Annotated in this window: 12 protein-coding genes and 1 other RNA gene; 2 read left to right on the top strand and 11 right to left on the bottom strand. The window is 45.1% G+C overall.

The features are described from left to right. Positions 1–32 precede the first annotated feature (32 nt). The 9 genes from TY03_RS06410 to ssrA all read right to left on the bottom strand — a co-directional run bounded on the left by TY03_RS06410 (position 33) and on the right by ssrA (position 13,092). The gene (locus TY03_RS06410) at positions 33–1,949 is read right to left on the bottom strand and encodes a heparinase II/III family protein (RefSeq protein ID WP_042368357.1); all 1,917 of its coding nucleotides are present in this window, start codon (positions 1,947–1,949) and stop codon (positions 33–35) included. Positions 1,950–2,048: 99 nt separating this feature from the next. Then, positions 2,049–3,152: a DNA polymerase IV gene (dinB, locus tag TY03_RS06415; protein ID WP_042368358.1), complete on the bottom strand. Its 1,104-nt coding sequence runs from the start codon at positions 3,150–3,152 to the stop codon at positions 2,049–2,051. 219 nt (positions 3,153–3,371) lie between these two features. After that, complete coding sequence (locus tag TY03_RS06420) at positions 3,372–4,505, bottom strand: DUF1735 and LamG domain-containing protein (RefSeq protein WP_042368360.1); 1,134 nt, start codon at positions 4,503–4,505, stop codon at positions 3,372–3,374. Positions 4,506–4,544: 39 nt separating this feature from the next. Then, a complete protein-coding gene (locus tag TY03_RS06425) occupies positions 4,545–5,669 on the bottom strand; it encodes a glycoside hydrolase family 18 (protein WP_442878959.1) in 1,125 nt (374 codons plus the stop codon). A 28-nt stretch (positions 5,670–5,697) separates the two neighbouring features. Next, positions 5,698–7,335, bottom strand: coding sequence for a SusD/RagB family nutrient-binding outer membrane lipoprotein (locus TY03_RS06430; RefSeq protein ID WP_042368361.1), 1,638 nt, complete (start codon positions 7,333–7,335; stop codon positions 5,698–5,700). 15 nt (positions 7,336–7,350) lie between these two features. Then, a complete protein-coding gene (locus TY03_RS06435) occupies positions 7,351–10,677 on the bottom strand; it encodes a TonB-dependent receptor (RefSeq protein ID WP_042368363.1) in 3,327 nt (1,108 codons plus the stop codon). A 163-nt stretch (positions 10,678–10,840) separates the two neighbouring features. Then, a complete protein-coding gene (locus TY03_RS06440; RefSeq protein WP_042368365.1) occupies positions 10,841–11,824 on the bottom strand; it encodes a FecR family protein in 984 nt (327 codons plus the stop codon). Positions 11,825–11,872: 48 nt separating this feature from the next. After that, positions 11,873–12,424, bottom strand: a complete 552-nt coding sequence (locus TY03_RS06445) for an RNA polymerase sigma-70 factor (RefSeq protein ID WP_042368367.1) — start codon at positions 12,422–12,424, stop codon at positions 11,873–11,875. Between the two features lie 266 nt (positions 12,425–12,690). Further along, positions 12,691–13,092: a transfer-messenger RNA gene (ssrA, locus tag TY03_RS21775) on the bottom strand. Between the two features lie 647 nt (positions 13,093–13,739). Between ssrA and TY03_RS06460 the strand changes: the two genes are divergently transcribed. Beyond that, positions 13,740–16,592: a glycoside hydrolase family 3 C-terminal domain-containing protein gene (locus TY03_RS06460; RefSeq protein ID WP_042368372.1), complete on the top strand. Its 2,853-nt coding sequence runs from the start codon at positions 13,740–13,742 to the stop codon at positions 16,590–16,592. A gap of 4 nt (positions 16,593–16,596) precedes the next feature. Further along, positions 16,597–17,712: a lactonase family protein gene (locus TY03_RS06465; protein ID WP_042368374.1), complete on the top strand. Its 1,116-nt coding sequence runs from the start codon at positions 16,597–16,599 to the stop codon at positions 17,710–17,712. Positions 17,713–17,731: 19 nt separating this feature from the next. Here TY03_RS06465 and TY03_RS06470 read toward each other — a convergent pair whose 3' ends face one another. Both TY03_RS06470 and TY03_RS06475 read right to left on the bottom strand, forming a co-directional pair. Beyond that, positions 17,732–18,349 (bottom strand): M23 family metallopeptidase, encoded by a 618-nt coding sequence (locus tag TY03_RS06470; protein ID WP_042368375.1) that lies wholly within the window; start codon positions 18,347–18,349, stop codon positions 17,732–17,734. 89 nt (positions 18,350–18,438) lie between these two features. Next, positions 18,439–19,104, bottom strand: coding sequence for a B3/B4 domain-containing protein (locus TY03_RS06475; protein WP_042368377.1), 666 nt, complete (start codon positions 19,102–19,104; stop codon positions 18,439–18,441). Position 19,105: the final 1 nt, after the last annotated feature.

The raw sequence follows: 19,105 nt of genomic DNA on the forward strand, positions 1-19,105 counted from the left end.
GCCGGCTTTTATGTTATATACCAGTATCGCAATCAATTGCGAATGACGAACGTATACGTTCCTGCGCTCTTCTGTTCTTTGGCCTTGAGCACAATGCGGTAAATCTCCTTGCCCCATACAGTAGACAAACGGGGATCATCAAGTGCTATCGGTTCCACAGTTGCATCGAATACGGTGGGGTAATCCAACTCTACTTGTTGACCGGCCGCTTCAATGGTTAGTTTACCGGGCGATTTCAATACAACCTTGCCCCAGGTAAGAAAGTTCACCTGCGTCGGTTCGGTTGTTTGATTCAATGCAAACTTATCGGTAATAGTCAATTGCTTGCCAGCCAGAGCGTACGCACGCACCCAACTCTTCACCCCTGCCTCTTCGGGATATGCACCGGCTATATCGGTCGAGAAAGTCATCTTACGCATGTTGCAAGTGGTCTGTGTTGCTTTATATTCCTGTCCGAAGCGTTGCGGCACTCCATTGATGAGCGGCAGGTTATGATAGTTGCTCTGCATGGTCCAGATGGTATAGCGTTCGCTGCCGAAGGTCTTCCGGGTATATGTACCCACCCCCGCATCGATCAGCATCGGGACGGTGTTCACATAGAGTGAAAATGTACCCACATCGTTGTGGTTATGGCTCTCGTTATTAAAGCCTCCCTTTGCAGCAAGAAACAATCCTTTGTTATTCTTCAGGTAGCAGAACTCCGTTTCGGGATACCAAGTCACATCGGGCGAGGCGTGCCGAGGGGTTGTCCGGGCAAACTGTGCATAGCTTGCAATCGACTCGAGCGAACGAAAGGCATCGTTGCCCAAGGTGATATATGCTTTCTTCTCCTCAACCAGGTAAGCGGCAAACTGCATCATCTCGTTGCTACCTACCGCCTGACCATAGCGGTAAATAAGCGGTGCATCACCTCCGCCTTTGGCCGAAGCATCGGCAAAGTTCACCACCCATCCGTTTCCTACATACGAACGAGAGATGTATTCGCCCATACTGCACACCATCGGTTCGCCAAAGAGAGAGATTTTTCCATCCGTACCGTCCGAAAGCAGTTGCAGGTAATCATACAGCTTTCCGGCCGCATGCCCCCAATACGAAGTTCCTTCCTCGCAAGCACCGTCGGCCTTTACGAAGTTGATAAACTTATCGACCGATTGCATGGAGCGGTGCACCGCTTTAGCCAAACGCCCCGGATCATTCTCCATCAATAGGAAACATTGCAGTACATTGGAGTTGCACCAAGGATTCCAGTTGTTGATGATCTCACCTGGCTTCCAGTTAAAAGCCATCCACCAAGCATCACTGCTGTTCATAAACGGATCGAGAATACGCTCCTGAATGGCATGACGCATGCGTACGGCAATGGCCGGATTTACCTCATCGAAGGTCGGTGCAAAGAAATAGTGAATCCATGCCATCAGCGAACCGTATCCACCCGATCCTAAATCAATGATCTGTTCGCGAAAGTCGGGGAGAGAACGACGGCTGGCCTGACGGGGCAAGTGAGCCGACAGTACCCACGAAGTCATCTCGCACCCTTGATACACCCCATTGATCAGCTGATCGATAAAGCGTCCTTTGCCTTCGGCCAGTTCGGCGAGCATCAACGTATTCAGCGCACAGCGGTTCTCTTCATAGGGATTTTGCATAATATTGCGTTCGCCACTACGCTCGTACTCCAAGTAGGCGGTGGCGGGAATCAGCTTCCATTGATACTTCAATAGTTTCTCTCCTTGCGCAATGAGCATCGCCTTTTGAGAACCCAAAAGCGAATCCCAAGACGGACGGTTGTGATAGGTAGGATACTTCACCCACTTCTGGTTCATCACTAAGGCAGCTTTCACTGTGGCCTCGTCGGCCTTCTTTTGTAGTAAGTTTCGTTCGGTATAGGCTTGTGCAGAACTACATCCGATAAGAATCAGCAGCAGGGTGCCGATAAGTTGTTGCTTCATGGTATTTGTTATTAATTACATTCGGAACGCAAAGATATGTTTCGGGAAAGATAAGTAAGGGGCAGAATAGTACAAAGATAGTGGCAAGAATGTACAAAATCACTCCCAACGACTAAATTCAAAGCTCAGTTGCTCCCAAACGCCGGTATGTTCGTTGCTCTTTTCATCACTCTCCTCGCGGGGATTCGATACCGAAAGACCAATGAGCCGAATGGGATGCTCTTCGTATTTGACCTCTTTGAGCAACTGCTTGGCAAGAGGCAGTATCTTATCGAGCGCAGTGAGCTCGGCCGACTGGGTACAACTGCGGGTGATCTGGCTGAAGTCGTGAAATTTGATCTTCAGCGTCAACGTGTTTCCTTTAAAATCTTTGCGTTGCAACCTCGCCACCAGTTCGGTAGCCACATGATAAAGTTCGATGATGACCGACGATGTAAGTGAGATATCTTTCTCGAGCGTGCGCTCGCAACCAATGGATTTGCGAATGCGTACAGCCTCGACCGGCCTTAAGTCAATGCCACGGGCAAAATCGTAATAGATAGCACCCGCCTTACCAAACTGCCTGCCGAGCATATCGAGCGAGCAGTCGCGCAGCTGGCATCCGTTGTGAATACCGAGTGCGTGCATCTTCTTTGCCGTAACCGGCCCTACGCCCCAGAACGATTCGATGGGCAGACGGTCGATGAACTCAATGGCCTGTGCGGGATGAATGGTGCAGAGTCCGTCGGGTTTGCGGTAATCCGAAGCGATCTTAGCCAGAAACTTATTGTACGATACACCGGCCGAAGCAACCAGGTTCAGTTCTTCACGGATACGTTGCTTTATCTCCCGCGCTATGTCGACAGCCAATACCATGTGCCGTTTATTCTCGGTTACATCCAGAAAGGCCTCATCGAGCGAAAGAGGTTCGATCACATCGGTATAATCATGAAATATCTCGTGTATCTGCCGGGACACCGATTTGTACACCTCCATCCTGCCCGGCACGAAGATCAATGAAGGGCATAAACGCTTCGCCTTTTGCGATGCCATGGCCGAGCGAACACCGTAACGCCGCGCCTCATAGCTCGCCGCAGCAACCACTCCCCGCTCTTCGGCATGCCCCACAGCGAGTGGTTTGCCCCGAAGTTCGGGGTAATCACGCTGCTCTACCGATGCATAAAAGGCATCCATATCGATATGTATAATCTTTCGTTCGCTCATTCTATTTCGAAGCAAATATACATGATAATTTTTAGGATTCTTATTGTAAGCCTTAAAAACTCTTCTCTCAAGATTTAGTATATTGGGGCTACAGTCTTCTTAGTACAACAGCACAAGAAAGAGAGCTAAATTGAATATAAAAAACCTGCGAACGAGTATTGGCTCAATTCGCAGGCTTCCCTTTTTCGCTTAAAAAACTACTCCTAATTTATTCAAACATTACTCAATAGCTACTGGAGTATCTAGTGTTTTAATTGTTATACCATTAGTCGTTCCTTCTATACGACCAGTAGCATCTTTAATAACTCCGCCTATTTGATTTTCAGATCCATCCAGTTTATAATAGAGTACCAAACCATCCGATTTCGGATCAACAGACAACATATTTTGGTTAAGTTGATTTTGAGTACGCGCAACGCTCCATACACGGACTTCACTCATATATCCATTCAATGGACGTTCTCCCCATGGAAATCTTGGAATCTTACCGATATTAAAACCAACATCTGAATTCGGATCAAAACCGGCAATACCCCAAGCCGATTCAGCCCATTTAGTTCCATTAACATAAATAGTAGTTCTCCCCGATGGTTGATCATAAGTCAAGGCTACGTGATACCAGCGTTTAGTCATCAATTTATCCGTTGTATGATAGTTCTGCGTTCCTGCAGCTTCCAAAACATCGTTGGGAACTCCAGGAGCGTCACCAATACGGAAAATCATTACACCTTCAGTCCCCATAATCGTATTATTATTAGATAAACGATTGACATACAGAAGTGTTTCGTACGTAAATGATGAGAAGAAAGTTCCAACTGGGAATTTTATTGAGATATACTGACTACTAAATGTACCAACTTTGGTAATCTTTATAGGCTTAGAGAGAAAAAAATACGCAATGCTTTCTCCAGGAAGAGTAGACACAGAAGACGACTGTACAGACACAGGCAAAATAAATGTTTTCCCTTCTTCCAGCGTTCCTAGATTGGATAGTTCCAAAATTACGTTATCCGCATACAGCTTTCCACTTGGAATAATTGAAATTGAGCTACTTAGCTTTACATGAGATACATCAAACATCTCGTAAGTTGTTCCATATTTCGCGTTGTATTCTTCAACCACGCTAGGATCGGCTATAGCATACGATACAGCTATTTGCGAAGAGGCCATAGTAGAAAGTCTTGAAGTTAAGTTGAAAGTCATCACATCGCTTTCGTCTTCCACCGAGAGAGTATATTCCTTATTTTCGAAATAAACCTTAGATTCCAGCAGCTTACTCTCTGAATCGTTGCAAGCACTCATCAGCAGTAATATGCCTCCCAATACCCAATAATTGAATATATGTTTATTCATAATTCTTTTCATTTTATTAATTTACAAATTCACCGATTCTTATAGCTTATTTTTTGATTCATCTTGTCCAGTTTTCCATTCGTTGAAAACCTTCTGATTTATCTGAATGGCCTGACGCATCCACTTATAGTTAGGAGTGTTATCATAGTCTTTGTCGAAGCGGTAAGCCCCCACTCCACCTTTGTAACCTTTTGATGGCATATTGGCAGCTTGCCCCAGCAGCCCTCCACCAGTGGGAGCGTAGGCTTCAAAATTTTCTGTAGTGATGATTGTCTTAGGATCAATACCATAGTGTTCAAGGCTAGGTCTAGAGGAGCCATAACTCTGTGTTATCCAATAGTCAACATAACCATCCAATTCAGTGGTAAGACCACTAATGCTACCATCAATACAAATCAATTTGTGTCCTTTACCTTCTGGGTCGCTCATCGGACCGATGTATTTATTCATTTCCTTAACCAAGTAAATCAAGTGCTTATTCGTACTCAACGTTCCATCCATATCGAATACACCACTTCCAATTTCCCAGTCAACATCATAACCGTCCCAGTCGTTTGCGTACAGAGAGTCGCACAGCGCTTTAGCAAACTTCGCCAAACATGCATAATGGTTTTCACTTTCAAATTGACCTTCAAATCCCCAATATTTCCAGCGAGCTTGTTTTTTTGCTTCTTCCAATTTGGATTCACTCCAACCTTCATCCTCTGCCTGCTTTTCTACATCCGCATATACCGCACCAGGAGTTTTTCCCTTACCTATAAATGAAAGAAGACTCACTTCCAGCAACTTCGTACCTTTGACCTTTTGCACAAACTCTTTGTCTGCCTTCTGTTCAGGAGTGATGTCGTAGCGACCGGGAGCACCGCTCCACATCGAAACTATATCCATGCTATCTGGCATCGAAGTTAGATATCCTCTTCGATAAGCTCCAGCAGGAGACCAGTTGGAATACCATCCAAAAGCTACGGGACGTCCGTAGTTCCAGGAAGTTGCCTTGTATGCACGCAAGTCGGCATAATAAGCCTCACTCTCCGCATTGTTCATTGTATTGTATCCACCGATATGCTCAATCTCTATATTTTCCACATCAGTACAAGCAGTCGCCATCATGCCAAACAACGGAACTAAATATAATATTTTTTTTAATGTTTTCATATTTTTCATTTTGTATTAAAATAATTACCACAGATTATCACTTGCAGTCCCACCACAAACGGGTTGAAGATTTATCCTCACCGCCCTTACCATTATTAAACAACTGCAAAGCAGCTCCATAAATAGCCTTTCCATCAGTCGTTTCATAAAAACTTGTAGGATAAATCATACGGCGGACCCCTCCTTCTTTAGTTGCTCCTTGGGTGGCACCTCTATTTTGCATAACAGGATTCAATTTCGGATAACCGGTTCTTCTCCACTCTGTCCATGCCTCTTGACCATTCGGGAATAATGCAATCCATTTCTGAATCATGATCTTCTCCAACTTCTGCTCTGAACTACCTTCAAATTTAGCAGTAGAAGAAGAAGGAGCAGCGAAACTACAAGCATATGGTCCTGCAAATTCATGTTTTACCGGCACCCTACCAGAGTTCATGTAATTATCCACAGAAGAAGTTACTCCATTTTCCTGGAACGACATTTCGATACCTTGTTTATAGAGCACATCGGCACTGCCAAACTCAGCTCCCCATACCAAAGCTGCTTCGGCACGTAGAAAATAAACCTCGGAAGCACGTAGCCAATAAGTCGGAGTACTACTTTGAATATTAGGTTTGGAAAATAACTTATAAGTATCATTCTGTGCAAAAGTATGACCGGCGGGAATAGCTTGGTATTTCTTGCCATCATAAGCAATTTGCCCTAATGTACTTTTATCATCCACCGGTTTGAAATAAGCACTTAAACGGGGATCAGCATAGCCCATTAGGTAGGAGAATATGGACGAGCCCATGCGTGACTCATTGTATGTTTCAGACAGCCATTCGATATTATTACGGAAAGTAATACCTGCTCCCACACTCATTTGGGCTTCATCACCTTTTTCAATCATGACACCAATAGAATGTCCGATAGCCTGAGATACATACTTTTTAGCCATTTGTTCATCAGCAAATCGAATACGCATTGCTAGACGAAGCATCAGCGAATTGGCATACTTCACCCATTTCTTTGTATCACCAGCATAAACAGCATCGTAATCTGCCATTACAGTTACACCAGTTCCAGCTTTCTTTGTCAACAAATCAATGGCATCTGTCAAGTCCTGAAACATGGAACTGTACACATCTTTCTCCGCATCAAATGGAATATTCATTGTTGCGTCAGCCGCATGCAAGTATGGCATCGGTCCGAAAGACTCTAATGCTTTATGCCATGCTGAAATTTTTAGTATTTGTGCCAATGCAAAAACTTCCGGAGTATTGTTCACTTCTGAATATAGCTTCAATCTCTTCCATGGATCAAGCGGATTAGTATATGAACGAGTATAAGTACCCTCAATCCAACCATTAATTAAAAAATAAGTTGTATTGTTATTCCCTGATCCCCAGCCGCTAGAGTTATTTTGTCCAAAAAAACCACTCCAAGAATCGGCGGACAGATGATAGTCAGTCTGATATTGGTTAATTATATCCGTATCATCAGCCTGTGTACCTACCGGAAAAACAGATCTTTCCATGGCCGTAACCAGACCACCAACGGCATAACCATCCGCTACTCCCTCTTCAGGAGTCATCTCTAATAAATTCGTATTGATTTTTTCAAAATCACATGATACAAATAACGCCACGGCACATATACCTGCTAAGAGTTTATATTGATTTATCCTTTTCATAATAAAGATAGTCTATTATAATTTAAATTTAATTCCAAAACCGAAGCTACGAACGCTTGGTTGCATAAAGTAGTCGTTACCTTGTCCGTAAGTGCTTGTAGAAGGAGTCAGCTCCGGGTCGAACGGAGCCTTACAATACAACATCCAAGGGTTGTTTGCAATAAACGAAACCGATACATCTTTCAATATATTACCAAACCATTTATCAGGCATGGTATAGCTGAGTGTTAACTCTTGTAGACGAATATTAGTTGCATTGTACACGTAATAGCCAGACGTTTCATAGTTGCCAGAACCAATCATCTGATAATAGGTTTTTGCATCTACTCTGCCTTGTCCTTTTAATAGAGCACCACCTTCATCGCGAGCTTCAGCCGAGCGTTTAGATACGCCAAAACGATCGAGCAAAGCTTCAGTAGAAGAAGTCACAACTCCCCCAAAACGTCCATTTATCAAGAAGCTAAGGCCAAATCCTTTGTATGACAATACATTGCTCCAGCCCATATTAAAGTCTGGAGAAGTCTTTCCCAGATAAACGGGTTCACCTCTTTCCAAACCATATGAACCATCACTCTTTACTTCCACATATCCCAAATGGTCTTTTTTAAGGAAGGTATTCGCATAGATATCATGGATGCTACCACCTACTTTCAGAAGCACACGACCTTTATCTTTGGATACTTCAGGAATATTAATCGGATCTTCCATTAAAGCAGTATGATAATTATTGACCATCTCCTTTATTTCATTGACATTGCGTGAAAAAGTCAAAGTAGAAGAGAAAGACAATCCGTTTTTAAGTTGATCATTGTAACCCAACGAAGCCTCCCAACCACGATTCTCTACATCACCTGCCTGCAAATAAATTTGCTTGTATCCGGTATATGCGGGAAGGGTACCCAAAAATGTTTGATTCTTTGTATTAGAATGGTAATAAGTAACTTCTGCACTCAACCTATTCCACAAACGCAAACTCAAACCAACTTCACGAGATTTGGTACGTTCTGCTTTAAAGTCGGTGAACGGGTAAATATAGGACGGTTGCAAAATACCACCCACAATTACTTCGGTCACTGTACCTGGAGTCAAACCCGAACGAGAAACCGGAGCACCTACTTCAGTGTAAGAGCCACGTATCTTTAAATAAGAGATAAATTTAGGTAATGTCACCATTTCAGAGACAATAGCCGACAAACCAATAGAAGGATAGAAGAAAGACTCTTCATTCGTGTTTACCAAACGGGAGTTCCAATCGTTACGTCCGGTTAATGTCAGATAGAGCATACTTTTCCAACCTAACTCCACATTGCCAAAAGCTGCATAATTACGCAAAGAAGCATCGCCTCCCTTTTCAGAAATACGCCCATTGGTCGGGTCGATATTGGCTGCGATAAATTTATTGGTTGCGCCAGCCAAAGTTCCTTTGTATCCTCTCTCAATCGACCAATAATTGGAGTAACTCCAACCAAAGTTAGCAGCAAGACTGAAATCCTGAATACGTTTGTTGACATTCATCATAAAATCAGCATACTCCTGACGGTCATTATAGTTGCTATATCCGTAATGTCCTTTCTTACCTTCCGCAAATTTCTGATCAGAAGATGCATAAATTTTACGCTCAAATCTGACATTGGTGTCATCCATTCTAAAGCGGGTAGCAACATTCAGCCAATCAGTAATTGTATAAGTTAATCCTACATTGAACATATAACGACTCTTTTCATTGGTGGCCACATTGCGATAAGCAGTCCAATAAGGGTTCTGAGAAGCATAAGTCGATTCGGCAATAGGCCAATATTGTACTGGCAGTTTACGACTTTCATCGTAGCGTTCAAAAGTCTTGATGTCCTCAAAGTTTTCACCACGTGGAAACAGATAAGCAGCCATCACCGGATTCCAATACTGACCTTGTGATACCATATTCTTATCTTTTTGTTTCACATACGACGCTCCAAGATCGAGTTGCAACTTTTCATTTAAAAATGTAGATGTATTGCGAATAGTAAAGTTCAAGCGATCATATGTATTATTAGGCACGATACCACTGGAGTTAGTTGATGAAACAGAGGCAAAAGTCTGATTCTGTTTAGTTCCTGTGGTCAACGTAAGTGAATTAATAAAATTCATACCCGTATTGAAGAAGTCATTCTTCGGATCATAGCTCGACGGAGTAGATAATTGCTCTCCCCAACTGTCATACATGTCTTTCTTATTTCCATATGTATTCTGGAATTCGGGTGTCATGTATGCCTTACTAAATTCAGTAGAAGAAGAGAATTGTACCGAAAGTTTTCCTTCTTTACCCTTTTTAGTAGTAACTAGAATTACACCATTGGCAGCACTACTACCATATAAAGCGGCAGCCGATGGGCCACTTAATACCGAAAGACTTTCAATATCTTCAGGGTTAAAATCGGCAATACCTTCCGTCCCAGCCTTACCTTCGCCCATGATACCACTATCTGTATTTCCCATATTCGTATTAAATAAAGGGATACCATCTACTACATATAGAACATTGTTATCGCCTTCAATAGATTTTGCACCACGCATAACTACGCGGGTAGCACCACCAACACCACTTGCACTCTTGTTGATATTCACACCGGCGATCTTACCGTTCAAAGAGTTTATAAAATTGGCATCTTTCACGTTAGTAAGGTCAGATCCTTTTATTTGCTGTACATTATATGATAATGCCTTTTCAGCACGTTTGATACCCAACGCCGTAACAACAACTTCGTCCAACACTTCTGTGTCTTGTGCCAAAGTAATTTGATAAAACTCTTTCTTTGAAACAGTTATCATTTGAGTAGCATACCCTATATAGGATACTTTCAATACCGATTTCTCAGGTACTTTTAGTGTAAATTCTCCATCAATATCAGATATTGTACCTGTAGAAGTTTCATTTATGGATATATTTACTCCAATCAACGGTTCTCCACCCGTATCGATAATTTTTCCGCGGATATTTTTAATCGCTTGTGTAGCTATAGGTTTCTGCTCAGTAATAATGATGTAATTACCTTGAATTTGATAAGTGAAACCTGTTTCTTTTAAGATTACGTCAAGTGCGATTGACACTAATGCATTTTTCAAGTTTAGATTGGCAATTTCCTTGCCTTTTAATTGTGAATCACTATAATTTATAGACATTTTGGACTGTCTTTCGACAACTTTCAAAGCATCAATCACTGTGATTTTTTTCTGCTGGACAGTAATTTTACTATCATTTTGAGCAAAAGAAGAAGTCTGCATAAGCAACAATAGGCTTAAAAAAGTAAGAAAGGCTCCTTTTTGTGCTATTAGTTCTGCTATTTTTTCGTAAGTTTGTAGCATCTTTTTAGTATTAGTAATTGGTTATTATTCTAGGATCATTTTGAATAGCGTCAATATACGCTAATATTTAAAAGACAAAGATTTCACATCCGGAAAGAACGCCCATTCTTTCCGGGTATTTTTTTACATAGTACATTAAGTTAAAAGGTTCTACAATAGAGTTCTATTTGTTAGTTATATAACATTTATTTCCTTTGATCGTATATTTTACCTCTCCTACTACTTGAGCTATAATTTCAATTACCTCCTTCAGGCTTGCCTGTTTTTGGAATCGGAAACTATAAGTATTCTTATTCAAGCTATGAAGGCTGTAAACGAATGTATAAGGAAATTTACGCTCAAGATTAGTGAATATATCTTCCAGGCACATATTACTAAAGACTAATTCTCCACGTTGCCATGCAGTTACATCTCCGATTTGGGGCAAATACAGGCTATGACTTTTCGTCTTCTTGCTATAAATAAATTGTTCATTAGGCTTTAAGATTATATTAGACATCAGATTATTAAATTCTATTTTTACACTTCCTTCCAAAAGAGTTGCAATCAACTCGTCATTTTCAGGATAAGCGTTTACATTAAACTCGGTTCCCAAAGCTGTAATCTGACAGTCATTAGCCTTCACTATAAAAGGATGTTCTTTATCCGACTTCACTTTAAAATTAGCTTCACCAATCAAATAAACGCTTCTGGTCTTACCATCGAATTGTTCCGGATACAACAATGTACTTTTTGAGTTCAACATTACATATGTACCATCGGGTAATGTCAGTTCATTAATTTCAGCCGCTGGTATATAACATTCGATCAAATCTTTTTGCGGTCTTTCTTTCTCGAGCATCAAAAATACTGAAATGGAGGATACTGCCAATAAAACAACTGCAACTGCCCTCCAAATACGTAACTGATATATTCTGTTAGTTTCAGCAGTTCTCACTCCTATATTACGTTGCATCTGTCGAATTGATTGTTTCATTCTGCAAGGTACCTTTTGCTCTCCAGCCTGACTCCATAACAGATGAAGTGCCTTTTCTTTTTCCTCGACATGTTCTTCTTTTACGAGCCATTGTTGTACTTTTCTTCGTGTACTTAATGAATATTCATTATTGGCGAACAAATCTATGATTTGCTGAATATAGTTTTTCATCGTTCTTTTTCTTTTCTTTATATACTAAATACACCTAGATGAATTGTACTACTTAAATGGGAGTAAAAAAAAAGCAAAAAGAAGCACTTTTTTTAATTCTATCAACACTAAATAGACCTGATGTTCTACTGTGCGAATAGAGATACCCAGTCTATCTGCAATTTCTTTATAGCTAATGCCCTGAAATCGATTGAGTTCGAATATCATTCTCCGACGCTCCGGCAGTTTTTCCAAAGTCAAACGAACCACTAACAGCATTTCATTATAATATATATTTTTTAGAGCGTCTTCATTTTCCGTCAATTCCTCGAGAAGAGTCTTTTCAAAAATACTTTCCTGATATTCATGTTCTACTTGCTGATGTTTAAAGATATTCAGGACAGCGTTTCTAGTCATTATAAAAAGATAGCTATCAAGTTCTCTTTCATTGTCTAGCCATATTGCAGGCTGTTGCCACAATTTACAGAAAATATCCTGAGCTACATCTTCTGCATCTGCTTCTGATTTAAGAAGCATTTGAGCAAAGTTTTTCACTTTTGGAAAACTTGTATTAAAAAGACGCTGATATTTAAGTTCTATCTGCCTGTCATTATATTCCATTTCAGTATCATTTTGTCCTTTTAAATAGTAAAAGTATATATTCCCTTTGCACTTGGATGCAACAGCAACTAAAGATTAACACTTATTTGCAATTAAACATATTCACAGTTTCCGATAAGAGTAAGAAGCGAGCAAAAAAAGAAAACGAGAGCAGTTAATATTTTATTATTTACATAAACGATAAAGTAAACAATTATTATACAATAGATTAAGAGCCATATACACCTAGGTATATATGGCTCTTAATCTATTCTTATTATCATCAAAAGTGGAGTTGGAGGGAGTCGAACCCTCGTCCAAACGAGGAAATCACAAGCTTTCTACATGCTTATCTTTGCCTAAATTTTCGTGCAGAAGCAGAACCAAAGCCATCAACTTCTACCTTATCCTCTTAATTTCATCTTCATCGAAAGCCCGAGGTAACTTCCAACTATTTCCGATATTACTGCATTACTTAACCAGACCGCTTCGGATCAACAGCATCTGAGTAATGTCCCGTCCCAGTACCTAGTACCGGGATTAAGCTAATCTACTATGATTCGATTAAGCAGCAAGAGCAAATTGTCTTTCGCCAGATAAAATTTTGATAACTGAGATTTAAGTGCAAATCACCGACGCACTGCATGCTTACTCACCATTTCTGCCCGCTGTCAAATCCAGTCAACCCCAGATTCTTTTCGTGCACAAAGCGATAACTTTTAATTGGTCGAAACGCTTTCCTGAGGCAAAGATACGAAATACTTTCCGATTCGCGATGGTTTATTCAAAATTATTAAGGAAGATGGCCGACCAACTAACCGGCAATGGGCAAGCGGTTGAAGGGGAAGAAACCTGAACAGTGAGCGATAAAGGCCTGAACAACGATCGAGAGAAGCCTCAAGAAAAAGTGAAAGAAGCCGGGAAGAAGTGAAAGAAGCCGGGAAGAAGTGTTTTTCATGCCGTCATAGTACTATTTAGGTACGGAGATAATTGCCTCCCCACCTTGGTGGGGAGACATTCTCACCAAGGTAGGGAAGATTACCCACCCGGGTGGGGAGATATTCTCACCCGGGTGAGAAGCTGATTATCTCGATAGTAAAAACGGATGTAGATACGGGAATAAACGATGAGCGCCACCGACTCGACAGAGAAAAGAGTACAGCATACTGAAAAAGAGCGTACAACATACCCCAAAAGGACGTATGCCGCACCGAAAAAGAGCATCGCCCACAAAGCCACCCCCGAAGTATTTTATGCAACAAAGAAACACATTTTTTCGGAAAGAAGCACTATCTTTATGCACTGATACGTTGAATCATAACAGACCTGAATAATCATGAACAAACTTCTCCTCACCACCCTGCTACTGGGAGGCAGCACGCTGCTCCCGATGCACAGTTCCTTACTACAAGCGCAGAAGCTGCCGGCCACCTATCGTCCCGCCAAAACCGAAATGTACCGAAAGGGATGGATAGACTTCAACAAAAACGGCATCAAAGATATTTACGAAGACCCTACAGCTACCGTAGATGCACGCATCGAAGACCTCTTGGGACAGATGAACATGAACGAGAAAACCTGCCAGATGGTTACTCTCTACGGCTACAAGCGGGTGCTGAAGGATGCGTTGCCCACCCCCGAATGGAAGCAACAACTCTGGAAAGACGGCATGGGAGCGATTGACGAACACCTGAACGGTTTTCAGCAATGGGGACTGCCACCTTCGGACAACGAAAACGTATGGCCGGCCTCACGCCACGCGTGGGCACTGAACGAGGTGCAACGCTTCTTTGTCGAAGAAACACGGCTGGGCATCCCGACCGACTTTACCAACGAGGGCATCCGCGGCGTGGAGAGTTTCCGCGCCACCAACTTCCCTACCCAACTGGGACTGGGGCATACGTGGAACCGCTCGCTGATTCGCCAAGTAGGACGCATCACCGGACGAGAGGCGCGTATGCTCGGCTACACCAACGTCTATGCGCCCATTCTCGACGTAGGGCGCGACCAACGCTGGGGACGCTACGAAGAGGTGTACGGCGAATCGCCCTATCTCGTAGCCGAACTGGGCATTGAGATGGTGCGCGGATTGCAACACAACCATCAAGTAGCCGCCACCGGCAAGCACTTCATCGCCTATAGCAATAACAAAGGCGCACGCGAGGGCATGGCACGGGTCGACCCGCAGATGTCGCCCCGCGAGGTGGAGATGATACATGTATATCCCTTCAAGCGAGTGATACGCGAGGCGGGCATGCTGGGCGTGATGAGCTCGTACAACGATTACGACGGATTTCCCATACAGAGCAGCTACTACTGGCTCACCACGCGGCTGCGGGGAGAGATGGGCTTCCGAGGCTACGTAGTGTCGGACAGCGATGCCGTGGAGTATCTGTATACCAAACACGGAACAGCCAAAGATATGAAAGAGGCCGTGCGCCAAAGTGTCGAAGCGGGGCTGAACGTGCGCTGTACCTTCCGCTCGCCCGACTCGTATGTGCTTCCGCTACGCGAACTCATCAACGAGGGAGGATTGAGCGAAGCGGTTATCAACGACCGCGTGCGCGACATTCTTCGGGTGAAGTTCCTTGTCGGACTGTTCGATGCCCCGTATCAGACGGATTTGAAGGGGGCGGATAGCGAAGTCGAGAGCCTCGCCAACCAAGCCGTCGCCCGACAGGCCTCGCTCGAATCGATCGTGCTGCTCAAAAACGATAACAATACCTTGCCACTCGATGCTTCAACGATTCGTAAGATAGCCGTATGCGGTCCCAATGCCGATGAAACCTCGTATGCACTGACTCACTACGGTCCCTTGGCAGTAGAAGTGATCAGTGTGCTCGACGGCATCAGAGAGAAACTCAACAACAAAGCCGAGGTGCTCTACACGAAAGGGTGCGAACTGGTCGACGCCAACTGGCCCGAATCGGAACTGATCGACTTTCCGCTCACACCTGCCGAACAGGAGGAGATAGACAAAGCCGTGCAACAGGCGCAACAGGCCGATGTAGCCGTGGTGGTGCTGGGTGGCGGACAGCGCACGTGCGGAGAAAACAAATCGCGCAGCAGCCTCGACCTTCCGGGGCGGCAGCTCAATCTGCTGAAGGCGGTTCGGGCTACCGGAAAGCCGGTGGTGCTGGTGCTTATCAACGGCCGTCCGCAGTCGATCAACTGGGCCGATCGGTTCGTTCCGGCCATTGTCGAGGCGTGGTATCCGGGATCGAAAGGGGGCGAGGCAGTGGCCGATGTACTCTTTGGTGACTACAATCCGGGGGGCAAACTAACGGTGACGTTCCCCAAAACGGTGGGACAGATACCATTCAACTTCCCCCATAAACCCTCATCGCAGGTCGATGGCGGCAAAACACCCGGAGGCGAAGGCAATATGTCGCGTGCCAACGGAGCCCTCTACCCCTTCGGCTACGGACTGAGCTATACGACGTTTGCTTACTCCGACCTGCAACTCTCCTCCTCCACCATCACTCCGCAGCAACAGGCACAGGTGCGTTGCCGCATCACCAACACCGGACACCGGGCGGGCGACGAGGTGGTGCAGCTCTACCTGCGCGATGTACTGAGCAGTGTAACCACCTACGAAAAGAATCTGGCGGGTTTCGAACGCGTACACCTGCAACCGGGCGAGAGCAAGGAGGTATGCTTCACGATTGACCGCAAACACCTCGAACTGCTCAACCTCAACAACGAATGGGTGGTAGAGCCGGGAGCGTTTAAGGTGATGGTCGGTGCCTCGTCCGAGGACATCCGTCTGAACGGAACACTCACCGTAGCCGACTACGGAACCACCGCTCCGAACAGCCCGACAAAGGCTAACCCCGTAAGTGCCAGCACGAACGAGGAAGCGGTGAAACAGGTATTCGATACAAATTTGTCGACCGTTTGGCAAGGAAATAAAGGAGATTATATTACTTTTGCTTTGCAAAGCGGTGCTACCGTAGCCGATGTTTCCATCGCCTTCGGTAGAGAAAACGCACTGCCTGCCGAGTTCGAAATCCAGCTTTCGAGCGGAGGCGGACAGTTCCTGACGGTGTATAGCGGACGGGTGACGGAGTATAACAAGCTACTCACCTATCGCTTCAAAGAGACGGCAGCGAGCGATCTTCGCATTGTGCTCGGAGCCGACCGCGTAGGCATTGCCGAGGTAAAAATAAAACAACTTAAACAAGAATAAAGAAATGATTAAACAAGCAATCGGGCTATGTGCCATCGGTATCTTGTCCGCCGCCTGCTCATCGAAGCCGTCGGCAGGCAAGCAAGAAAACGAACTGTCGATGCTGGTAGGCACGTACACATCGGGCAGCAGCAAAGGTATCTACACCTTTCGTTTCAATGAAGAGACAGGAATCGCCACTCCGCTAAGCGAAGTAGCATTGTCGAACCCCTCCTACCTGACGCTATCGGCCGACGGAAAATTTGTCTACGCCGTTAGCGAGGAAGACGGTGCCTCCTCGGCCGTCAATGCCTTTGTGTTCGACCAAGAGAAGGGCACATTGCAGCTGCTCAACAGCCAACCCACCGAAGGATCGTCGCCCTGCTACGTATCGACCGATGGTAAAAAGGTGCTGACGGCCAACTACGGGGGCGGCAGCATGTCGGTGTTTACCGTACAAAGCAACGGATCGTTGGCAAAGATCGATACGTTGTTTTTGGGAGCGGCCACCGGTCCGGATAGCGAGCGGCAAGGTGCGGCACATGTGCATTGCGCTACCTTCTCGCCAGATGGGAATTACATCTTCGCGACCGACTTCAGTGCCGACCGCCTGTTGCAGTATGCCGTTCATGAGAAAGAGGAGAAGCCACGTCCGCTATCGGCAACGGTAGACATCGCTCCCGGTTCGGGACCGCGCCACATCACCTTCAGCCCCAATGGAAAGTTCGCTTACCTGATTAACGAACTGTCGGGCAAGGTGATCGCTTTCAGCTATGCCGACGGACGATTGAACGAGATTCAAACCATCACGGCCGATACCGTTCGGGCAAAGGGCAGTGCAGATATCCACCTGAGCCCCGACGGGAAATACCTCTACGCAAGCAATCGCCTGAAAGAAGATGGATTGGCCATTTTCGAGGTGAACAGCGAAACGGGCACGCTGGCCAAGGTGGGCTATCAGCTTACGGGTATTCATCCGCGCAACTTCAACATCACGCCCAACGGCAAGTATCTCTTGGTGGCTTGCAGAGACAGCAACGTGATTCAGGTGTTCGAAAGAGATCCGATAACCGGATTGCTCACAGATACGAAGCAAGACATTGTGGTCGACAAACCGGTCTGCATACAGTTTGCCGAATAGTGATTCTACCGGATGCCTCTTATTGGGTGGGTTTCTTAACCAATACAGAGGCACCTTTCTTTACGCACTTCACCGTACCGTTGAGAAGCTTGCCTGCTTTCATATCGAAAATAAGATTGGGGTTGAAGTGCTGTCCGTTGACACGCGTCTCGAAATGCAGATGCTCGGTAGTGGCGCGTCCCGTACGTCCGGTCAGTCCGATGGGTTGACCGGCTTTTAATTGATCTCCTACCTTCACGAAATTAGTAAAGTTATGGCTGTAAATGGTTTCGAGTCCGTTGCCATGACGCACAACGACTACATTGCCGTAGCCTCCGTAGGCTTTGGACAACCGCACCACCCCATCAAAAGCACAGCGAATGGTATCTTTGGCACAGGTCTTGATATCGACCCCGCTGTGGCTTCGGCGTTGGTGAGTGCCGTAGCCCGATATCACCTTGGCACCGGGCAACGGGAAGGCATAACCCGCCTTAGCAACAGAGTCGAGGTTCCACACCAGTTTGTTGCCGCTGGCAAAGAGTCCCGGGGTGGGTACTTTAATATCGATTGTTTCGCGCCCCGTAAAGGTAGGCTTGCTTTGTGCCGCAACTGTAAGCGATACACAGCAAAGGAGAAAGAGAAGGTAGTAATGTTTCATGGTATATTCGTTAAGTGATGGTTTGTGGTTCGTTGAGTGATTGCTTGCCGTTCGTTAAGCGCTTGCTTATATGAAGGGGCTGCTTGCCGTTACGGGAAGAAGAGCAGTTCTCCTCCATCCGAACCGGTATAGTTTTTCAGTAAGGTTTGTATCATGTGGGCTGCTTCGGAGAGTCCTTTCTCGCCGCTATATCCGTTGACCAACGCGAGAATATGCGAGGTTTCCAGTCCCATCTTCGTGCGCTCGTTGTCGCTGGTGGGTGTACCGATACCGCCCAACGCATCGCGATAGACGGGAAGCCCTTCGATATTCAACACTCCCCGCCCGATGCCCTCAAAGGGTTCGGCAGCTCGCCCGATGCCGAGTTCGAGGCTGTTGCCCGTTATCTTATCAGCATCGAATCCGCCGATGGAATAGCCTGTACGCAACGACACCAAATTAATCAGATCGACCAGCGTATCAATCTGATACAACGGAATACCCCGTAGCAATCTACGACGCAAGGCTTCGGCCGAAGGGCGATAGCGTCCGGGGTCTTTGCCGCACCGTTTATAAGCTTCGCGCGTAGCAGCAATGGCAGGTTGGTGTTTTATATCGTCCAGACAAGTAGCAGCAGTCAACTCGGCCGTAAAGGAGTCGATCTCTTGCCACAGTCCGGGGCAGAAAGACGTGTTCTGTACGTGTGCATAAACGGCTACTCCGGCAAAACCGGGACAAGCCTGTTTGATCTCTTCCGAAAGGGTAATGGTAAACATA

The sequence above is a fragment of the Bacteroides neonati genome, assembly GCF_000499785.1.
Classification (GTDB): Bacteria; Bacteroidota; Bacteroidia; order Bacteroidales; family Bacteroidaceae; genus Bacteroides; species Bacteroides neonati.